Origin of the sequence: Micromonospora chalcea, from assembly GCF_028768405.1 — a bacterium.
GTDB classification, from domain to species: Bacteria; Actinomycetota; Actinomycetes; order Mycobacteriales; family Micromonosporaceae; genus Micromonospora; species Micromonospora chalcea.
In genome coordinates, this window is the sequence record NZ_CP118233.1 from 1,787,454 (window position 1) to 1,805,428 (window position 17,975).

Below are 17,975 nucleotides of genomic sequence, written 5' to 3' on the forward strand. Positions count from 1 at the left end.
GGACACTCCCGTGACTCTCCGCGACCGGGGGTGGGGAGGTGTGGCGGGTGTGCACGGTCACGGCGTACACCGTGCCGGTCGCGGGGCCGGCGCGGAGCGACGTGCCTGCGGCCCGGCCCGACGACGGTCGCGGCGCGGCCCGGCGCGGCGCGGCCGGTGGTCAGGCCAGCAGGCGGGCCAGTTCGGTGCGGGAGCGCACACCCAGCCGGTGGAACACGTTGCGCAGGTGGTGGTCGACGGTCCGGGTGGACAGCGACATCCGGGTGGCGATCTCCCGGTTGGTCGCCCCCTGCGCGACCAACCGGGCGATGTGCAGCTGCTGCCCGGTCAGCAGCTGCTCCGGGCCGTTCGGCGCCGGCCCGACCGACTCCCCCGCCGCGCGCAGCTCCTCGCCCGCCCGGTCGGCCCAGACGGTCGCGCCGAGCACTGTGAACGTCTCCCGCGCCCGGTGCAGGTGGGCCCGGGCGTCGCGGGGGCGGCGCCGGCGGCGCAGCTCGCGGCCGAACAGCAGTTCGGTGCGGGCGCGCTCGAACCGGTCGGTGTCGGCCGGGTGCAGCCGCAGCGCCGCGTGGAACTCCCGTTCGGCCTCCGGGCCGCCCCGGGGCGCGAGCAGCGCGCGGCAGCGCGCCGCCAGGGCCCGCCGCGAGGGGCTGGCCGTGCTGCTGGCCCAGTGGTCGAACACGGCGAGCGCGGCGGCCGGGCGCCCGCCGTCGTGGGCGGCGGCCTCCACCAGGTACGGCGTGGCCATCACCTGCACCAGCACCTGCCCCCGGCCGGTGCCGGTGCGGGCCAGCGTGGACAACCGGGCGACCGCGTCGGCGTACCGGCCGTCGATGAGGTCCAGCACACCGAGCGCCCACCTGGCGTACGCGTCCGGCCGGCTCCCGGGCGCGGCCCCGTCACCGATCTCGGCGATCCGGGCCAGCGCGCCGGCCCGGTCGGCGCGTACCGCGGCCAGCACCGCGAGGATGCCGAGGTGCACCTGGGCGCAGGCGTGCTGGCCGGTGTCGCGGGCGGCGCGCACGCCCTCGCGGGCGGTCTCCGCCGCCGCCTCGTGCCGGCCCAGCCAGTACTCGGCGACGGCGCGCAGCTCCAGCGCCCGGGGCAGCAGGGACAGCTCGCCGCGCGAGCGGGCCACGTCGACCGCCCGGCCGGCGAGCCGGTGCGCGGGCCCGTCCACCGCCACCAGCAGCGCCGCCGCGGCGGCGCAGACCAGCGCGCCCGGGGTGAGCGCGGGCCCGGACAGCCGGCCGCCGAGGACGACGACCCGGCGCAGCGCCGGACCGCCACGGGCGTGGTCGCCGCGCAGGGTCGCCCCGACGCCCACCGCGAAGGTGGCCAGCAGGTCCAGGTCGGGCGGGTCGCCGGGCCGCCGCAGCGCCTCCGCGCGGCGGGCCACCTCGGCGTAGCGGAACTGGTCGCCGGTGACGCAGATGGCCTCGCCCGCGCGGACCAGCGCGAGCAGGGCGGAGCGCCGGTCGGCCGGCGCGACCGCGTCGGCGGCGGCCAGCAGCGTGGCGACCGCGGCGGCGGGCGCGTCGCAGCGCAGCTGCATCTCGCCGCGGAGCAGGTCGGCCCGGTCCTGTGCGGGCGGCGCGGCGGTCAGGTGCCGTAGCAGCCCCCGGGCCTGGTCCGGGTCGCCGGCGGTCCAGGCGCAGCGGGCCGCCGCCACCGTCAGTTCGGCGGCCCGCCCGGGATCGGCGGTCAGCTCGGCGGCGCGGCGCAGCGCGGAGGCCGCGGCGGCGCGGTCGGACGCCCCGTCCACCGCCGCCGTCAGTTCGGCGGCGAGCACGTCGGCCGGGCAGTCGGGGGCGGTGGCGTGGCGCAGCGCGCGGCCGAGCGGGCCGCCGGCGAGCGTGCCGGCCAGCAGCAGGTGCGCCGCGCGCAGGTCGGCCAGCGGCGCGACGGCGGTGATCATCGTGCGGGCGAGCGGGTGCGGGAACGTCACCCCGTCGGGCCCGGTCCGCAGCAGCCCGGCCGCCTCGGCGGGGGCGAGCGCTTCCACGGTCAGACCGGCGGACCAGGCGGCGCGTACCAGCGTGCCCGGGTCGGCGGCGTGGTCGAGCGCGGCGAGCAGCACCATCCGCCGGGTCGGCGCCGGCAGCCGGTCCAGGCGGGCCCGGTACGCGGCGGCGAGCGCGCCGTCCACCGGCGGCGTGCCGGGCAACGGCGCCTCGCCCCGCCACTGGGCCGGGGTGAGGCTGCCGGCCAGGTCGGCCAGCGCCGCCGGGCTGCCGCCGCTGAGCGTGGCCAGCGCGGCGGCCACCGGCGCGGACGGCCGGTGCCCCCGGTCGGTGAGCATCGCGTGGCACTCGTCGGCGTCCAGCGGGCGCAGCCGGTGCGCCGGCACGCCGTCGACAGTGGCCGGGGCGGTGGCGGTCAGCAGCACCGCCACCGGCAGCCGGCGCAGCCGGCGCGCCACGACGGCGAGCGTCCAGGCGCTCTGCCGGTCGCCGATGTCGAGGTCGTCCACCGTGCACAGCAGCGGCCGGTCCGCGGCCACGGCGGCGAGCAGGGAGCGGACCGCCGCGGCGAGGGCCAGCCGCTGGTCGGCCGGGCAGCCGTCGCCGCCGAGCACGCGGCGCAGCAGCCGGCGCTGCCGCACCGGCAGTGCGGTGTCCGCGTCCAGCACCGGGTCGAGCAGGCGGTGCAGGCCGGCGTAGGGCAGCGTCGACTCGTCGGCCAGGCCGGCGCCGGTGAGCACCGTGCGTCCCGTCGCCCACCGGCGGGCGTACGCCAGCAGGGCGCTGCGGCCGGCGCCGGGCGGCCCGTGGAACAGCAGCGCGCCGCCGGAGTCCCGGTCGAGGAGCCGGCGGATCGCGTCGCACTCGTCGTCCCGGCCCCGCAGAGCAATATGCACTGTCGATGCAGAAAGCATGCATGCAGTGTCACAGATGGGCAACCCGTCGGAAAAGAGGCGGACATGCTGCCGGGGTGGTCGTCGCGACGACCACCCCGGCAGCGGACGGGCTCAGGCGCTGGGGCAGGTGTTGCGGTACTCCTGGATCGCCGACCCGCTCGGGCCGGGGCAGAGGAACTGCTCGTAGCGGGTGTCGTCGTCGACGAACCGCTTCAGCCAGGCCACCATCTGCTTCGCCGTCGGCGTGTTCGTCGTCTGCGGGAAGAAGTGGCTCGCGCCGTCCAGCTCCAGGTACGCCTTCTCCGAGGACGCCGGGATGCTGTTGTAGAACGGGATCGAGTGGGTCGCCACCGGCGCGACGCTGTCGGTCTCGCCGCCGATGATGAGCGTCGGCACCCGTACATCGGACCAGGTCTTGTCCAGGTTCCACGGCGCCAGCGGGACGGCGGCCTGCAGCGACGGCCGGGCCGCCGCGGCCTCCAGGCTGCCGCCGCCGCCCATCGAGTGACCGGCCACCGCGAGCCGGGACGAGTCGATCCGGCCGCGCACCGAGCTGCGCTCGGTCAGGTAGTCCAGCGCGGCCAGGAGCTGCCGGCCCCGGCTGGCCGGCTGGTCCAGCCGGGTGTTGGTCTCGATGCCGATCACCACGAAGCCGTGTGAGGCGATCCGCGGGCCGAGCCAGCTCAGGCTGGACCAGGAGGCGGTGTAGCCGGGCGAGATGGCGACCGCGCCGAAGGTGCCCTCGGCGGTGCTGGTCGGGTAGTAGATGACGCCGCCGCCGAAGCCGGTCACGCTCAGCGAGGAGACGTTGATCGACGAGGTGGCGAACGGGCCGCGGCCGGCCTCCAGGATGGCGCTGGTGGGCGCCGGGCCGCGCTCGTAGGGGCTGGCGGCGCTCGCCGCGACCGGGGCGGCGAGCGCGCCGCCGGTGGCGAGCAGCGCCGCCACGGCGAACCGGGCCAGGGCACGGACGGGGGTACGGGAACGGATGGTGGTGGGCACGTCGGTCACTCCTTGCGCCGGAATTACATCGACATGGGTCAGCATCGATGCCTTCGGCGCGGCGCGCATCGGCGAAATCACCGGTCCGCGCGGGCGGCGGGCAGGACGCGGAGGCGGCGCTGCGGGCGGTCCGCACGCTGAACCGGCCCGGCTGTCACTCGGTGAACTCGCAGAAGGACAGCACCCCGTCGAACCGCCCGGCGGCGAGGTCGTCGTGGCGGATCAGGAACCGCGCGTTGACGTACTCCTCGTCCGGTACGCCGAACTGGGCCAGCGGCACCCACTCGCGCACCACCCGCTGTTCTTCCTCGTACTGAGCCACCAGCCGCTCCGCGCGGGGCAGGGAGCTCGCCTGCTGCATCCGCTCCCGGTCCGTCATGAACGTCTCGGGCGGATCCTGCGCCGAGATGGTGTAGCCGCCGACGAAGACGTCGTGCTGAATCCACCCGTCCCGCTCCGGCCAGAGCTGCTCGAGCAGCGCGCCCATCTCCTTGCGGTGCGGCAGGTCGCGCAGCAGCTTGATCTGGGTGTCGCACAGCCACTCCTCCGAGCGGTCCAGCCAGTCCGGCAGTTCCGCCTGGAGCCCGGCGTACATCTCGTGCTCGGGGGCGAGGAAACGGCCCAGGTCGGTCCCGGCGGGTAGGACGTCCACACCGTCCACCGTCTCGGAGCCGGCCGGGACGTACACGACCCGCGCGTACGCCTTCTCGTTCTCGATGCCGCAGACGTCCTGTGCGCCCTCCTGGTCGAGGAAGAACAGCAGCGTGCCGTCGGCCGGCAGGGCGAGGCCGGGCACCCGGGGCAGCGCCGCGCAGTCGAGCCGGAGCAGGAACGGCAACGGAGAGCCCTCCGGGCACGTGGGCCACGGCACGCCCACCGGCAGCCGCGGCCGCCCGCCCCGCCGCCCGGCGTGCACGCCGTCCTCACGCCGCCAGGCGTGGATCCGGAACCGGATCAGCTCCGCGAAGCGGGCCACCTCGCCCTCGGGCACGCCCTGCGCGATCGCCGCCCGCCGGAACTGCTCTCTCTCATCCATGATCGTGGAGAGTAGCGGCACCGTCCGACATGGAGGGTGGGTCAGGGCCCGGCGCGCGGCCTCGATGTCGCCGACCAGGTCACGTCGTAGCGCGCGCCGCCCACCGCCTCGGCGAACGCGGTCGCCGCGGCGGGCGACCCGGCGATGCGCCAGTCCTGCTCCTTGTCCACCTCGAACCAGATCAGCCCGATCAGGTCCGGGTACCGGGGCAGGGAGCCGAACGTCTCCCGGATCCACCGGGCCTTGCGTCCGGCGGTGTCGGCGGCGCCGGTCTCGGTGACCACCAGCGGCCTGCGGGTGACCTTGCGGATCTCGGCGATGGTCGGGCCGAAGATCTGGTCGAACGACCAGTACGTCTTGGTGAACGCGCCGGTGCCGTAGTAGCCGGTGACGCCGACCCAGTCGACGTAGTCGTCACCCGGGTAGAGCCCGGTCAGCCCGGCAGTCGTCTTGTCCCAGCGGGCGTTCGGGCTCCACACCCAGGTGACGTTCGTGGCGCCGGCCCGGGCGAAGAGGTCGTGCACGTGCCGCCAGGCCCGCACGTAGTCACCGGGGCGGTTGCCGTTGGCCCGCTCGCACCACGGATACCAGTCGCCGTTCATCTCGTGCGCGAAGCGGATCGCGACCGGGTAGCCGAGCGACCGGACCCCCTCGGCCCAGGACCGCAGGTAGGCGTCGAAGTCGCCGCGCGCGATCCGGTCCAGCCGGTAGTCCGGCTGGGTGGCCCGGAGCCGGTCGATCTGCCGGACCGCCAGGCCGGTACGCCGGGCCGCCAGGTCGACCGTGTGGTCCCACGGCTCCCAGCCGAGCATGGGCATCATGCCCCGCTCGGCGATCCGGTCGAACAGGCTCCGGTCGAACTCGGCCGACGCCCAGTCGGCGCCGAAGAGCATCACCTGCGGCGCCCGCCCGGCCGCCTCGACGAACCGGTCGACCGGCGCGAAGTCGTGCGGTCCCTTGTCGGTCATCACCCCGAAGAACGCCTGCCCGGCCGGGGGGAACAGGCCGCCGCCCGGCGCGCCGGCGCTCGCCTGCGGCGTCGCCGGGACGCGCCCGTGCGCCGATGCGCCCGTGCCCGGGTCGCGCCACGCTCCGGGCGCCACCACGAAGGCGTACGCGAGCAGCAGCAACCCGGCCAGCGCGAGGCCCACCCGGGGCGCGGTCGGCCTCAGCACGGGACACCGCCCTCAGCCGCCGTCTGCTTCCACGCCGCCTCCGCCGACCGGCGCCGGCGGTCCCGCAGGCCCTCCACCCAGGCGATCAGCGGTGGCGCGAGCCCGGTCAGCAGCGTCAACGCCGGCCAGATCCGCAGCAGCGGATAGTCGTGGCCGAGCGCGAAGCTCGCCGCGAGCAGCCCGGCCGCCGCCAGCGCCCAGCACAGATGCAGCCGGAACGTGCGCAGGGACTCCACAGTGCGCAGCGCCCCCTTGGCGGTCACCACGAAGCCGAGCCGGCGGCGCAGCAGCGCGCCGGCCGCCGCGGCCACGTAGACCGGCCCGGCGAACAGGGCGAGCGCCATGCCGGCCATGCCCACCTCCTCGCGTTCGTGCGGGGCGATGTTGAAGCGCCGCAGCCAGAGCCAGAGCAGGAACCAGGTGCCGACGGTGGCGCCCCACAGCGTCGCCCACACCTGCGGGTCGAGCCGGCCCGCGTCGACGCCGGTCAGCAGGTAGAGCGCGGTGGCGGCGTTGCCCAGCAGCAGGCTCACCGCGACGCTCGGGTAGTAGAACTGGAGCAGGCGGTACTGCCAGCGACGGCGCGACGGCAGGTCGCGCGGCGTACGCATCTCGCGGCGGAGCAGGATCTCGCAGATCCCGGCGGCCCAGCGCTTCTGCTGGTTGAAGTAGTCCGCCCAGGACGTCGGCCCCTCACCGAGCGCCACCACGTCCGGGGTGTAGACGCCCTTCCACCGGCGGCCGGTGGCCGGGTTGACGGCGGCGTGCACGCGGATGCTGGTGAGGTGGTCCTCGATGATCGAGTCCTGGTAGCCGCCGATGGTCCGCCAGGCCGCCGGGCGGTAGAGGTGCCCGGTGCCGGTGAGCAGCGGCGCGTCCAGGCCGTTGCCGCCGCGGGCGATCAGGCCGTTGTAGAGGTACTGCTGCACGGAGGCGCCGTGGGCGACGAAGTTCTGGTGCATGTTGCCGTACACCTGGGGCGTCACCACGAACGCCACATCCGGGTCGCGGAAGTAGCCGAGCGTGCGTTCCAGGAAGTTCGGCAGCGGCACGTGGTCCGGGTCGACGTTCGCGACCACGTCGTAGCGGTGCTCGTGCTCGGCCCGCCAGGCGTTGTGGTTGCCGGACTTGGTCCGGGCCCGGAACTCGCCGCCGGGCCGGTTGTACTCGGGCCGGCCCTTGCGGGTGAAGTGGCGTACGCCCAGCCGCGCGGCCATCGCCCGGACCGCCGGGTCGTCGCCCTCGTCGAGGATCCACACGTCGACGTGCCCGCAGTAGACGATCTCCCGGAGCCGGCGCAGCGTCCGCTCCGCGACGTCCAGCGGCTCCTTGCTCGGCACGATGGTGGTGAGCAGCGCGACCCGCAGGCCGACCGGCGGGTCGACCGGCACCGGGTCCCGGGCGTGGAAGGCGAAGACCCAGACCACCACGTTCTGCGCCAGGCGGATCAGCTCGACGCCGACGACGACGCAGAACGCGAGCCGGGCGGCGGCGGTCTGCCACCCGCCGAGCCCGACCACGCCGGGGCCGGGCACGTGCTGGGGCAGCAGCAGCCAGCCGACGAAGACGAGCCCGGCGGCGCTGTTGACGAGCACCAGCAGCGTCAGCACGACCCGCGCGGCCACCGAGGCGGTGGGGCGGAACTCGACCGCCGCGTCCGGGCCGCGCGGCGGGCGCAGCGGACCGGCGACGGCGCCGCACCGGGCGTACGCCAGGCGGGCGCGGACGTTGCGCTGCCGGCGGTCCGGATCGGCCGGCGTCCCGGGCGGGACGGGCGCGATCGGGCGGCCGCCCGGCGGCCCGGCCGACGTGGCGCGGGACGGGCGTGTATCGGCGGCGACGGCCACGTTTCCCCCATGGTCTGCAGGCTCAGGAGCCGACCGAATGCTAAGCCGACAATCAACCACAAAAAGGGCGAATCAGGCAGACGTCGCCCGTTCGTCGACGTTCAGGCGGGAAGCTGGGCCGCCGCCGCCAGCAGCGCCACGAGAGCCAGCACGGCGAGCGCGCCGGCGGCACGCGCCCGGGCCAGGGCGACCCCGCCGAGCACCGCCCAGGCCGGCACCGTGAACAGCAGGTTCACCGCCGACCAGACCGGCACGGCCTGCGCCAGCGCCAGCAGCCCGAGCGCCGGCACCAGCGCCCAGGCGGTACAGATCGCGGCCGGGTACCGCAGCGGGAGGCTGAACAGGGCCAGCCCGGCCAGCACGCCGCCGAGCGCGACGACGCCGAACAGCTCTCCGGGCGTGGCCGCCAGCACGGTGGCGCCGGGCCACGCGCCGGACGCCAGGCGCCCGCCCTCACGCACGCCGACGGCGAGCAGCGCGGCGACCGGCAGCAGCCCGACGGCCACTGCGGCCAGCCACCGGACGGTGTCCCGGCGGCGGAACGCCAGCACGACCCAGCCGTGCGCGGCGAGCAGCAGCAACGCCACCGGCTGGCACAGACCGAGCAGCAGCACCGCGCCCGCGTAGGGCACGAGCCGCCGCGGGCGCGGCCGGTCGAGCGCGGACGCCAGCAGCCAGGTGGCGAGCACGGCGGCGAACACCGCCAGGGCGTACGGCTGCGCCTGCTGCGCGTACCGGATCGAGGTCGGCAGCGCCGCGAAGATCAGGCCGGCCAGCAGGCCGGCGGCGGGCGTGGCGATCCGGGTGGCGAGCGCGCCGACGAGCGCCGCGGCCCCGACCATGGCCAGCAGCGACGGTACGCGCAGCGCGAGGTCCGTCGCGCCGAACAGCTCCGCCCAGCCGCGCAGGAGCAGGTGGTACGGCCCGAGCGCGATGTCGTCGCCGGTGAGCCCGATCCCCTGCCAGGGCGACGTCGCCGCCCGGCGGGCCGCCGACTCCCCGGCGCTCGGACCCGCTGTCGCGATCCGGGTCGCGCCGAGCGCGCCGCTCAGGACCGCGGGCAGCAGCCACGCCGCGATCCGCCACCGGGTCACGGCGGCGGTCGCGGCGCGGGCGGTGGAGCGGCGCGGACGGTCCTCGCCCCAGGGGTCCTCGACCGCGGCGTCCCCGATCCGGGGCAGGACCATGGTGTCCGCGTCCATCATCGTGACTCACGCATCCCTGTGGGTGCCGGCGACCGGGATCCAGCCGGGGCTGGATGACATCCTGGAGCCTACTGAGCCAAAATCGACATAACGCCAATATGGGTTGAAAGGGTCCGCCGTCCGCCCCGTGGACGACCGGCGGACCCCGTTCAGCGGAGGTCGGTGGTCGTCCAGCGGGGCGAGGCGGCGGTGATCTCGACGGTGTCGCCGGTCAGCGTGGTCCGCGCCTGGACGTCGCGCCGGGCGCTCGTACCCACCCAGACGTCGACCTCCCCGGGCTCCACCACGCGGGTGAGCGTGCGGTCGGTGAAGGCCAGCCGCGTGGTCGGCACGCTCAGCTCGACGGTGACCGAGGCCCCCGGCTCCAGACGCACCCGCCGGTAGCCGAGCAGCTGCGCCACCGGCCGGGTCACCGAGGCGACCAGGTCCCGGCCGTAGAGCTGCACCACGTCGTCACCGGCGACCGCGCCGGTGTTCGTGACCCGCACCGACACCCGCAGCGCCCCGTCGGCCGGCACCTCGGCCGGCACGGTCAGGTCGGTGTACGCGAACGTGGTGTAGGACAGCCCGTGACCGAACGGCGCCACCGGCGTCGCCGGCAGGTTGGTGCCGTTCGTGCCCGCCCCCAGCTCCGGGTGCAGGTACGAGTACGGCTGCGCGCCGGCCGAGCCGGGCAGGGTGACCGGCAGCCGGCCGGACGGGTTGACCCGCCCGGAGAGCACACCCGCGATCGCCCCGGCGCCCTCCTCGCCCGGGAAGAACGTCTGCAGCACCGCCGCGCACCGGGTCAGCGCCCAGCCCAGCGCGTACGGCCGGCCGGTCAGCAGCACCAGGACGACCGGGGTGCCGGTGTCCAGCACCGCCTCGACGAGCTGGCGCTGCACGCCGGGCAGCTCCAGGTCGTCCCGGTCGCAGCCCTCCCCGACCGTGCCGCGGCCGAACAGGCTGGCGTGGTCGCCGACCACGAGGACCGCCACGTCGGCGGCGGACGCGACGGCGACCGCCTCGTCGAAGCCGGACCGGTCCGCCGAGTCCACCTCGCAGCCGGCCGCGAAGGTGACCCGGTCGGCGCCGAACTCGGCGCGCACCGCCTCCAGGACGGTCGGCACCTCGAAGCCGGTCTCCACGCCCGGGTGATGGGCCAGCACGTGGTTGAGGAAGGAATAGCAGCCGAACAACGCGCCCTGCCGGTCGGCGTTCGGGCCGACCACCGCCACCCGGCGGCCCGCCGGCAGCGGGAGCACGTCCTCGTTGGCGACCAGGACGATCGACTCCTCGGCGAGCCGGCGCGCGATCGACCGGTGCTCCGGCGAGTCGAGGTCCACGGCACCCGGCGGCTCGTCGGCGAACGTGGCGTCGAGCAGCCCGAGTTCCTGCTTCTGGCGCAGCACGCGCAACACCGCCCGGTCGACCAGCGCCTCGTCGACAGTGCCGGCCCGCACCGACTCGGTCAGCGTCAGGAAGGCGTCGCCGGTGGGCAACTCGATGTCCAGGCCCGCGGCCAGCGCCTGGGCCGCCGCGTCCGCGTGGTCGGCCGCGACGTGGTGCAGCAGGTTGAGGAAGGCGACGCCGTAGTAGTCGGCCACCACGGTGCCGTCGAACCCCCACCGGTCCCGCAGCAGGTCGGTGAGCATGGTCGGGTCGGCGGCGACCGGCACGCCGTCGATCTCGGCGTACGAGTGCATGACGCTGCGCGCGTCGCCGTCGCGGATCGCCATCTCGAACGGCGGCAGCAGCACGTCGGCGAGTTCCCGGGGACCGGCGTGCACCGGGCCGAAGTTGCGCCCGGCCCGCGAGGCGGAGTAGCCGGCGAAGTGCTTCAGCGTCGCGAGCACGCCCTGCGACTGCAGTCCCCGCACGTACGAGGTGCCGATGGTGCCCACGAGGTACGGATCCTCGGCGATGCACTCGTCGACCCGGCCCCAGCGCGGGTCCCGGATCACGTCCAGCACCGGGGACAGTCCCTGGTGGATGCCGAGCGCGCGCATCGAGGCCCCGATCGCCGCCGCCATCTCGGTGACCAGCTCGGGGTCGAACGCGGCGCCCCAGGCAAGCGGCGTCGGGAAGGTGGCCGCCTTCCAGGCCGACAGGCCGGTCAGGCACTCCTCGTGCACGATGGCCGGGATGCCCAGCCGGGTACCGGTCACCAGGTCCCGCTGGAACTTCCACAGCCAGGCCGCGCGGGCCGCGGAATCGACCGGGCGGGTGCCGTAGGGACGGGTGAGGTGACCCAGCCCGTGCCGGGCGAAGTCGTCGAGCCGGCCGCTGTCGGCGAACTCGCCCTGCAGGGGCGCGACCGCCTCACCGTCCTCCTTCTCCCAGAACCCGACGAGCTGCGCGATCTTCTCCTCGGTCGTCATGCGAGCGAGCAGTTCCCGTACGCGCGTCTCGGCGTCGTGCCCGTCCGACCGGTCGTGGTCCGAATCTGCCTGGGCCGGTACCGGCCCGTCCACCACCGCGTGGACCCCTGTCATGGTGTGCCTTTCCATTGGTTGTGCTGGTGCTGCTGCCGCTCAGCCCTTGACCGCGCCCTGGAGCCCGCCCACGATCTGCTTCTCCGCGAGGGTGAAGAACAGCAGCGCCGGCAGCATCGCCAGTGAGGTGAAGGCGAGGACGCCCGCGGTGTCGGTGGTGTACTGGCTGGAGAAGTTCTGCACGCCCAGCGGCAGGGTGTGCAGGTTGACGTCCCCGAGGACGAGCAGCGGCAGGAGGAACGCGTTCCAGCTCGCCACGAACGCGAGGATACCGACGGTGACGATCGCGGGCCGCGACAGCGGCAGCACGATCCGCCAGAGGAAGCCGAGCCGGCCGGCGCCGTCGATGGCGGCCGCGTCCTCCAGCTCCCGCGGGATGGCCGACAGGAACGGCCGCAGGATGACGATCGTCAGCGGCAGCGAGAAGGCGACCTGCGGAAGGATCACCGCGTAGTAGGAGTTGATCAGGCTCAGGTCACGCAGCAGGAGGTACAGCGGCAGGATCGCCGCGCCGGCCGGGAAGAGCAGACCGAGCGTGAAGAACGTGTAGAGCCATTCACGCCCCCGGAACGAGTACCGGGCGAGCACGAACGCGGCGGCCATGCCGAGCACCACCACGCCGAGCGTGGTGCCCAGAGCGATCACCGCGCTGTTGAACGCCTGCCGCCAGAAGTCGCTCTGCGTGAGCACCCGGTAGTAGTTGTCCCAGACCCACGGGTCGGGCAGGCCGGCCGGGTCGTTCACGATCTGCGGCGTGGTCCGGAAGCCACCGACGATGACGTACACGACGGGGGCGATCGACACGGCCGCGACCGCGAGCGCGATCGCGTACGTCAGCGGCGAGCTCCACTGCACCGGACGGCGCCCGGGCGAAGGGGCGGGTACGGAGTTCACGGCCACTGTCACTTCCCCTTCCGGGTGATGGCGCCCTCGATGTCACGGCTGAGCAGGAACCGCTGGAACAGCAGCGCCGCGACGAACGAGATGGCGAACAGGATCACGGCGACCGCGTTGCCGTAGCCCCACAGCCGGGCGAAGAAGCCGTTGTCCACCATGTACGTCGCCATGGTGGCCGAGGCGCCGAGCGACCGCACCGCGGGCACGGAGGTCACCCAGACCATGTCGAAGACCTGCAACGAGCCGATCATCGACAGGAACATCCAGATCCGGATGGTCGGGCCGAGCAGTGGCAACGTGACGTGACGCTGGATCTGCCACCAGCTCGCGCCGTCGATCTCGGCGGCCTCGTTCAGCTCGGGCGGCACGTTCGACAGGCCGGCGAGCAGCAGGATGATGGCGAAGCCGACGTACTTCCAGGTGAGCACGAACAGCAGGGTCCAGATGACCACGTCGAGGTCGGCCAGCCACGCCTGCACCAGCCCGCCCAGCCCGACCGACCGCAGCAGCGCGTCGAGCGTGCCGCCGTCGGTCAGGATCAGCTTCCACATGATGCCGACGGTGACCTCGGCGAGCACGTACGGCACGAAGACCAGCAGGCGGAACGCGGAGCGCCCGCGGAAGCGGCGGTTGAGCAGCAGGGCGATGCCGAGCGCGACGGGCCCCTGGATGAGCAGCGACCCGAAGACGATGATGGCGTTGTTGCGCAGCGCGTCGAGGAAGATCGGGTCCTGGAACGCGAGCGTGTAGTTACGGAAGCCGACGTACTCGGTGGGCGGCCCGACCCCGCGCCAGCGGAACAGGCTGTAGTAGAACGCGAAGCCCATCGGCACCAGCACGAACAGCACGTAGATGAGGACCGCCGGCGTCGTCAGGCCGATGATCTCGTACCACTTGCGGCGGGTCTCGGCGCGGCGTGAGGCGGCTCGTGCGCCGGGCCGGAGGCCCGCCGGCGGCGCGAGAGCGCCGTCGGCGGGCGTACGGGTCTGCGATGCGGACGTCACTTGCTTGCGGCCGCCTTCATGGCCGAGACGACCTTCTCAGGTGTCCCGTTGCCGGCGAAGATCGCGACGATCGCGTCGTTCATCGCGGTGCCGACGGTGCTGCCGAAGGCCGTGTCCAGCCAGAGCTGCACGTAGGTGGCCGAGGAGGTGGCCTCCAGGATGGACTTCAGCGCCGGGTCGGTGACGCCGTCGGCGGCGCCCTTGGCGACCGGCAGGCCGGTGCCGGTGGCGGCGTAGCCCTTCTGCACCTCGGGGCTGACGATGTACTTGAGGAACTCGACGCACTCGGCCGGGGCGTTCTTCGAGCAGGCGAAGCCGTCGCCGCCGCCGAGGGCCGCCTTCGGGTCACCGGCGGAGCCGGAGATCGCCGGCACCGGGAACCAGCCCAGGAACTTGCCCAGGGCCGCCTTGTCCGTGGCGACGGTGTCCAGGGTGCCACGGTTCCAGTCGCCCATCAGTTCCATCGCGGCCTTGCCGTTGGCGAGCAGACCGTTGGCGCTGGTCGGGTCGTTCTGGCCCGGCGTGGCGATGAAGTTGTTCTGGAACGGCTTGGTGTCGATGAAGCTCTTCAGGTCCTGGCCGGCCTTGACGAAACACGGGTCGTCGAAGGTCCGGTCCTTGGTCGCCTTCTTCAGCGTGTCGACCGAGCAGGCCCGCAGCGCGAAGTTGTACCACCAGTGCGCGGCCGGCCACTTGTCTCCGGCGCCCAGGGCGATCGGGATGACGTTGATGGCCTTGAGCTTGGTGACCGCGGCGTTGAGTTCCTCGAAGGTGGTCGGCGGCGCCGTGATGCCCGCCTTCGCGAACATGTCCTTGTTGTACCAGACGCCTTCGATGCCCATCCGGAACGGCAGGCCGTACTGCTTGCCCTCCACCTGCCAGATCTCGGAGGCGCTGCCGATGTCGGCGACCTCGCTCTTCACCTGGTCGGTGATGTCCTTGAGGTAGTCGGCCTCGACCTGCTCGCGCATCTCGCCGCCACCCCACGCCTGGAAGATGTCCGGCGGGTCGTTGCTCAGCAGCGCGGCGGGCAGCCGGGTGCGCTGGAGCTGGTTCGTCTCGATCGCCTCGATCTCGATCTTGACGGTCGGGTGGGCCGCGGAGAAGTCCTTGGCGACCTTCTCCCAGTACGTCTTGCCGGGCCCGTCCTGCGAGGCGTTGTGCCACCAGGTCAGCGTCACCGGGTTCTTGTACAGCTCGCTCTCGGCGGCCTTGTCGTCGTCGCCACCTCCACTGCACGCGGAGGCCAGCAGAGCGCTTGTCACAAACAGTGCCAGGACGGCGCCAGCACGGCGCTTCATCGCCATAGATGTCTCCTCGACCACTTAGTCGGGTTACCTGCCGGGGAGTTTTACAGGGCCGTAACGTGAAGTCAATCGGTATCGATAACGTTTTCGAAAACGTCTTCGATCACCCTGGGAAGGCCCTCTATCATCGTCGGCGTGGTGTTCCCGCAGCGCGTCAAGATGTCAGACGTGGCCCGCACAGCCGGCGTCTCGGTGGCAACCGTATCGAAAGTTGTCAATGGTCGGTACGGCGTCGCACAGGCCACCGTCGAGCGCGTCCAGCAGGTCATCCACGAACTCGGATACGAGGCCAGCCTGGGGGCGCAGAGCCTGCGCAGCCACCGGACGAACGTGCTGGGCATCCTGGTCGCCGAGTTCGAGCCGTTCTCCACCGAGCTGCTCAAGGGCGCCTCCCGCGAGGTCGCCGGCAGCGGCTACCAACTGCTCGCCTACTCCAGCGGGGACGGCAAGGGCGCGGCCATAGGGTGGGAGCGGCGCTCGCTGGCACGCCTGTCCGGCACGCTCATCGACGGCGCGGTGATCGTGACGCCGACGGTGGTCGAGACCAAGCACGGTTTCCACGTGGTGGCCGTCGACCCGCACACCGGCCCGTCCGGCCTGCCCACTGTCGACTCCGACAACTTCGCCGGCGCGGTGCTGGCCACCGACTACCTGCTGTCGCTCGGGCACCGCCGGATCGCGCACATCAGCGGCCGCCCCGACCTGGAGTCGGCCCGCCTGCGCGAGGCCGGGTTCCGCAAGGCGATGGCCGACGCGGGCACGCCGGTGGACGAGCGGCTGGTGCGGGTGGGCGGCTTCCGCACCGAGAGCGCCGCCAGCACGGCTGCCGAACTGCTCGCCCTCCCCGACCGGCCGACCGCGATCTTCGCCGGCAACGACCTCTCCGCCATCTCCACCGTGGACGTCGCCCGCGACCTCGGCCTGCGCGTACCGGACGACCTGTCGGTCATCGGCTTCGACAACATCCCCGAGTCGGCGCTGGTCGACCCGCCGCTCACCACGATCCGGCAGCCGCTGCAACGCATGGGCGCCGAGTCACTGCGCCTGCTGATCGACCTGATCGCCGGCGCCGAGCGGGAGACCCACATCCAGCTCCCCACCGAGCTGGTCGTGCGGGCCTCCTGCGCGCCCCTGCGCTGAGACGCCCCGCTCCTACCCGAACGGCGATTGACGGGCGGCTATCGAGGTCCGTAAGGTTTCGGGCTACTTCCGGAAGACGCCCCGGAAGTTTCGGAAGCCGCACCGCCCGCCCGGGCACCCGCCGCTCCGTTCCACGTCGCGGCGGCCCCGGCACCGCCACCGCCGGCCCTCGGGCCGAGCGCACCTGCCCGGAAGGAACGAGATGAAGCTGAGACGCTGGCTCGCCGCCGGCGCGGTCGCCGTCGTGACCGCCACCGCCCTCAACGTCGTCCCCGCGACGGCGGGACGCCCGTACGACCCGGCCGCGCAGAGCCTGCGCGAGCTGGCCAAGCGCCACGGCCTGTACGTGGGCACCGCAGTGGACATGGCGGCCCTCAACGACGCCGCCGAGCCGCGGTACCGCGAGCTGGCCGCGTCCGAGTTCTCCACCGTCACCGCCGAGAACGTGATGAAGTGGGAGAGCCTGGAGCCCACCCGCGGCACCTACAACTGGGGTCCGGCCGACGAGCTGATCGAGTTCGCCCGCAAGAACAACCAGCGGGTCCGGGGCCACGTGCTGGTCTGGCACAACCAGCTGCCGGCGTGGCTGACCAGCGGCGTCGCGGACGGCTCGATCAGCAAGGCCGAGCTGCGCCAGATCCTGCGCAACCACATCACCGCGGTGGTCACCCACTTCAAGGGCAAGATCTGGCAGTGGGACGTGGTGAACGAGGCGGTCAGCGACCCCTGGGACACCCCGTCCACCCTGCACTACAAGGGGTTCTGGGCGCAGAACCTCGGGCCCGGCTACCTCGCCGACGCGTTCCGCTGGGCCCGCGCCGCCGACCCGAAGGCGCTGCTGTTCTACAACGACTACAACATCGAGGCGTTCGGCTCCGGCAACCCGGCCGACGACAAGACGCAGTTCGTCTACAACATGGTCCGTGACCTGCGGGCCAAGGGCGTGCCGATCGACGGCGTGGGCGCGCAGGGCCACCTGGGCACCCAGTACGGCAACTTCAGCACGCTCCAGGTGGTCGCGGCCCTGCGCAAGTTCGCCGGGCTCGGGCTGGCCACGGCGCTCACCGAGGTGGACGTGCGCAGCCAGATCACCGACGGGGTGGAGGCCGGCGACTCCGCCGAGATCAACCCGCGCCTGCAGGCGTCCGCGGCGGGCTTCAGCGTGCTGATGCAGGCGTGCCTGGCCGAGCGGCACTGCCTGTCGTTCACGCTCTGGGGCTTCACCGACAAGCACTCCTGGGTGCCCGGCGCGTTCTCCGACCCGCCGGAGGGCCTGGCCACCGTGTACGACGAGAACTACCAGCCCAAGCTCGCCTACCACGAGCTCAAGGCAGACCTGATGTTCTCCGGTCCGCCCTACGTGCTGCCGCGCATCCCGCAGCACCCGCGCCGCTGACTGTCGCGCGCAGGGGCCGGCCTTCGGGCCGGCCCCTGCGTCGCGGTGCGCCACGGGATCACGCTCACGCCGCCCGGCGGCGGCCCAGTTCCGACTCCAGCCGTCCGATGAGCGTCTTGCGGGCCTTGCCACGCCGTTCCCGGCGCAGCGCCGCGTCGAGCTGACGGGTGTCGAGGTCGCGCACGAGCTTGACCGCCTCGGTCACCGGCAGCTCGGTCATCTGCTCCGCGGCGGTGGCGTCCCGGCGGGCCCGCTTCGCCGGGCCGGTGTTCGGCACGTACTGGCGGCCGGAGCGCGACGCGCGGCGCTTGCGCGTGTCGGTGTCGCGCCGCTGCTCCTCCGACAGCTCCTTCCACGCCTGTTCGGGCAGGTAACGACGGGTCTCGCCGCCGTTGCGGGCGCGCGTGTCACCGCTGCGGGTCTGCCACTTCTCGCCGCCCCAGCGCTGCAGCGAGCGCTGCCGTGCGTCCTTCGGTCCCTCGAATCCCCCGCCGGCCTTCTTGTACTCGTTCGTCAGCAGCTGCGACTTGCGGGCCGACCACTGCCCCGGTCGTCCGCCCTTGTCGGAGGCGCGGATCTCGGCCTTGAGGCGCTCGCGCAGTTCCGGCTCGGTGTACTTCGCCATGACGCAG

13 protein-coding genes are annotated in these 17,975 nt (G+C 73.6%); 2 read left to right on the forward strand and 11 right to left on the reverse strand.

Annotated elements, in window-relative coordinates; all coding sequences use genetic code 11:
* Window positions 1–160 precede the first annotated feature (160 nt).
* The 10 genes from PVK74_RS08360 to PVK74_RS08405 form a co-directional block, all read right to left on the reverse strand.
* On the reverse strand, window positions 161–2,878 hold the full coding sequence (locus PVK74_RS08360) for a helix-turn-helix transcriptional regulator (protein ID WP_274478728.1): 2,718 nt from the start codon (window positions 2,876–2,878) through the stop codon (window positions 161–163).
* Window positions 2,879–2,971: 93 nt separating this feature from the next.
* Complete coding sequence (locus tag PVK74_RS08365; RefSeq protein ID WP_274478730.1) at window positions 2,972–3,862, reverse strand: alpha/beta hydrolase family protein; 891 nt, start codon at window positions 3,860–3,862, stop codon at window positions 2,972–2,974.
* A 154-nt stretch (window positions 3,863–4,016) separates the two neighbouring features.
* On the reverse strand, window positions 4,017–4,898 hold the full coding sequence (locus tag PVK74_RS08370) for a DUF1963 domain-containing protein (protein ID WP_274478731.1): 882 nt from the start codon (window positions 4,896–4,898) through the stop codon (window positions 4,017–4,019).
* A gap of 41 nt (window positions 4,899–4,939) precedes the next feature.
* Window positions 4,940–6,073, reverse strand: a complete 1,134-nt coding sequence (locus tag PVK74_RS08375) for a glycoside hydrolase family 26 protein (RefSeq protein WP_064445672.1) — start codon at window positions 6,071–6,073, stop codon at window positions 4,940–4,942.
* A complete protein-coding gene (locus PVK74_RS08380; protein WP_274478734.1) occupies window positions 6,067–7,920 on the reverse strand; it encodes a glycosyltransferase family 2 protein in 1,854 nt (617 codons plus the stop codon). The genes PVK74_RS08375 and PVK74_RS08380 overlap by 7 nt, the downstream gene beginning before the upstream one ends.
* Window positions 7,921–8,021: 101 nt before the next feature.
* Window positions 8,022–9,125: a glycosyltransferase family 39 protein gene (locus PVK74_RS08385; RefSeq protein WP_274478735.1), complete on the reverse strand. Its 1,104-nt coding sequence runs from the start codon at window positions 9,123–9,125 to the stop codon at window positions 8,022–8,024.
* Between the two features lie 149 nt (window positions 9,126–9,274).
* Window positions 9,275–11,599 carry a beta-xylosidase/alpha-l-arabinosidase gene (locus PVK74_RS08390; RefSeq protein WP_274478737.1) on the reverse strand — a complete coding sequence of 775 codons (2,325 nt, stop codon included), beginning with the start codon at window positions 11,597–11,599 and terminating at the stop codon, window positions 9,275–9,277.
* Window positions 11,600–11,638: 39 nt separating this feature from the next.
* Entirely contained in the window at window positions 11,639–12,505 is an 867-nt protein-coding gene (locus PVK74_RS08395; RefSeq protein ID WP_043323413.1) for a carbohydrate ABC transporter permease, read from the reverse strand.
* Window positions 12,502–13,500, reverse strand: coding sequence for a carbohydrate ABC transporter permease (locus PVK74_RS08400; protein WP_043323411.1), 999 nt, complete (start codon window positions 13,498–13,500; stop codon window positions 12,502–12,504). The genes PVK74_RS08395 and PVK74_RS08400 overlap by 4 nt, the downstream gene beginning before the upstream one ends.
* Window positions 13,497–14,765 (reverse strand): ABC transporter substrate-binding protein, encoded by a 1,269-nt coding sequence (locus PVK74_RS08405; protein ID WP_274478740.1) that lies wholly within the window; start codon window positions 14,763–14,765, stop codon window positions 13,497–13,499. Before PVK74_RS08405 ends, PVK74_RS08400 begins: the two co-directional genes overlap by 4 nt.
* A 177-nt stretch (window positions 14,766–14,942) precedes the next feature.
* Here PVK74_RS08405 and PVK74_RS08410 point away from each other — a divergent pair, with 177 nt between their 5' ends.
* Both PVK74_RS08410 and PVK74_RS08415 read left to right on the forward strand, forming a co-directional pair.
* A complete protein-coding gene (locus tag PVK74_RS08410; RefSeq protein ID WP_113972916.1) occupies window positions 14,943–15,947 on the forward strand; it encodes a LacI family DNA-binding transcriptional regulator in 1,005 nt (334 codons plus the stop codon).
* 202 nt (window positions 15,948–16,149) lie between these two features.
* Complete coding sequence (locus PVK74_RS08415) at window positions 16,150–17,343, forward strand: endo-1,4-beta-xylanase (RefSeq protein ID WP_043323406.1); 1,194 nt, start codon at window positions 16,150–16,152, stop codon at window positions 17,341–17,343.
* Between the two features lie 64 nt (window positions 17,344–17,407).
* On the opposite strand, the gene PVK74_RS08420 is transcribed toward PVK74_RS08415, so the two are convergent.
* Window positions 17,408–17,968: a DUF5872 domain-containing protein gene (locus PVK74_RS08420; protein ID WP_043323404.1), complete on the reverse strand. Its 561-nt coding sequence runs from the start codon at window positions 17,966–17,968 to the stop codon at window positions 17,408–17,410.
* Window positions 17,969–17,975 lie beyond the last annotated feature (7 nt).

Excerpts from the sequence above, each read along its gene's own strand:
- PVK74_RS08360 (WP_274478728.1), bottom strand. The coding sequence starts at position 2,878 with ATGCTTTCTGCATCGACAGTGCATATTGCTCTGCGGGGCCGGGACGAC.
- PVK74_RS08370 (WP_274478731.1), bottom strand. The coding sequence starts at position 4,898 with ATGGATGAGAGAGAGCAGTTCCGGCGGGCGGCGATCGCGCAGGGCGTG.
- PVK74_RS08385 (WP_274478735.1), bottom strand. The coding sequence starts at position 9,125 with ATGATGGACGCGGACACCATGGTCCTGCCCCGGATCGGGGACGCCGCG.
- PVK74_RS08390 (WP_274478737.1), bottom strand. The coding sequence starts at position 11,599 with ATGACAGGGGTCCACGCGGTGGTGGACGGGCCGGTACCGGCCCAGGCA.
- PVK74_RS08415 (WP_043323406.1), top strand. The coding sequence starts at position 16,150 with ATGAAGCTGAGACGCTGGCTCGCCGCCGGCGCGGTCGCCGTCGTGACC.
- PVK74_RS08420 (WP_043323404.1), bottom strand. The coding sequence starts at position 17,968 with ATGGCGAAGTACACCGAGCCGGAACTGCGCGAGCGCCTCAAGGCCGAG.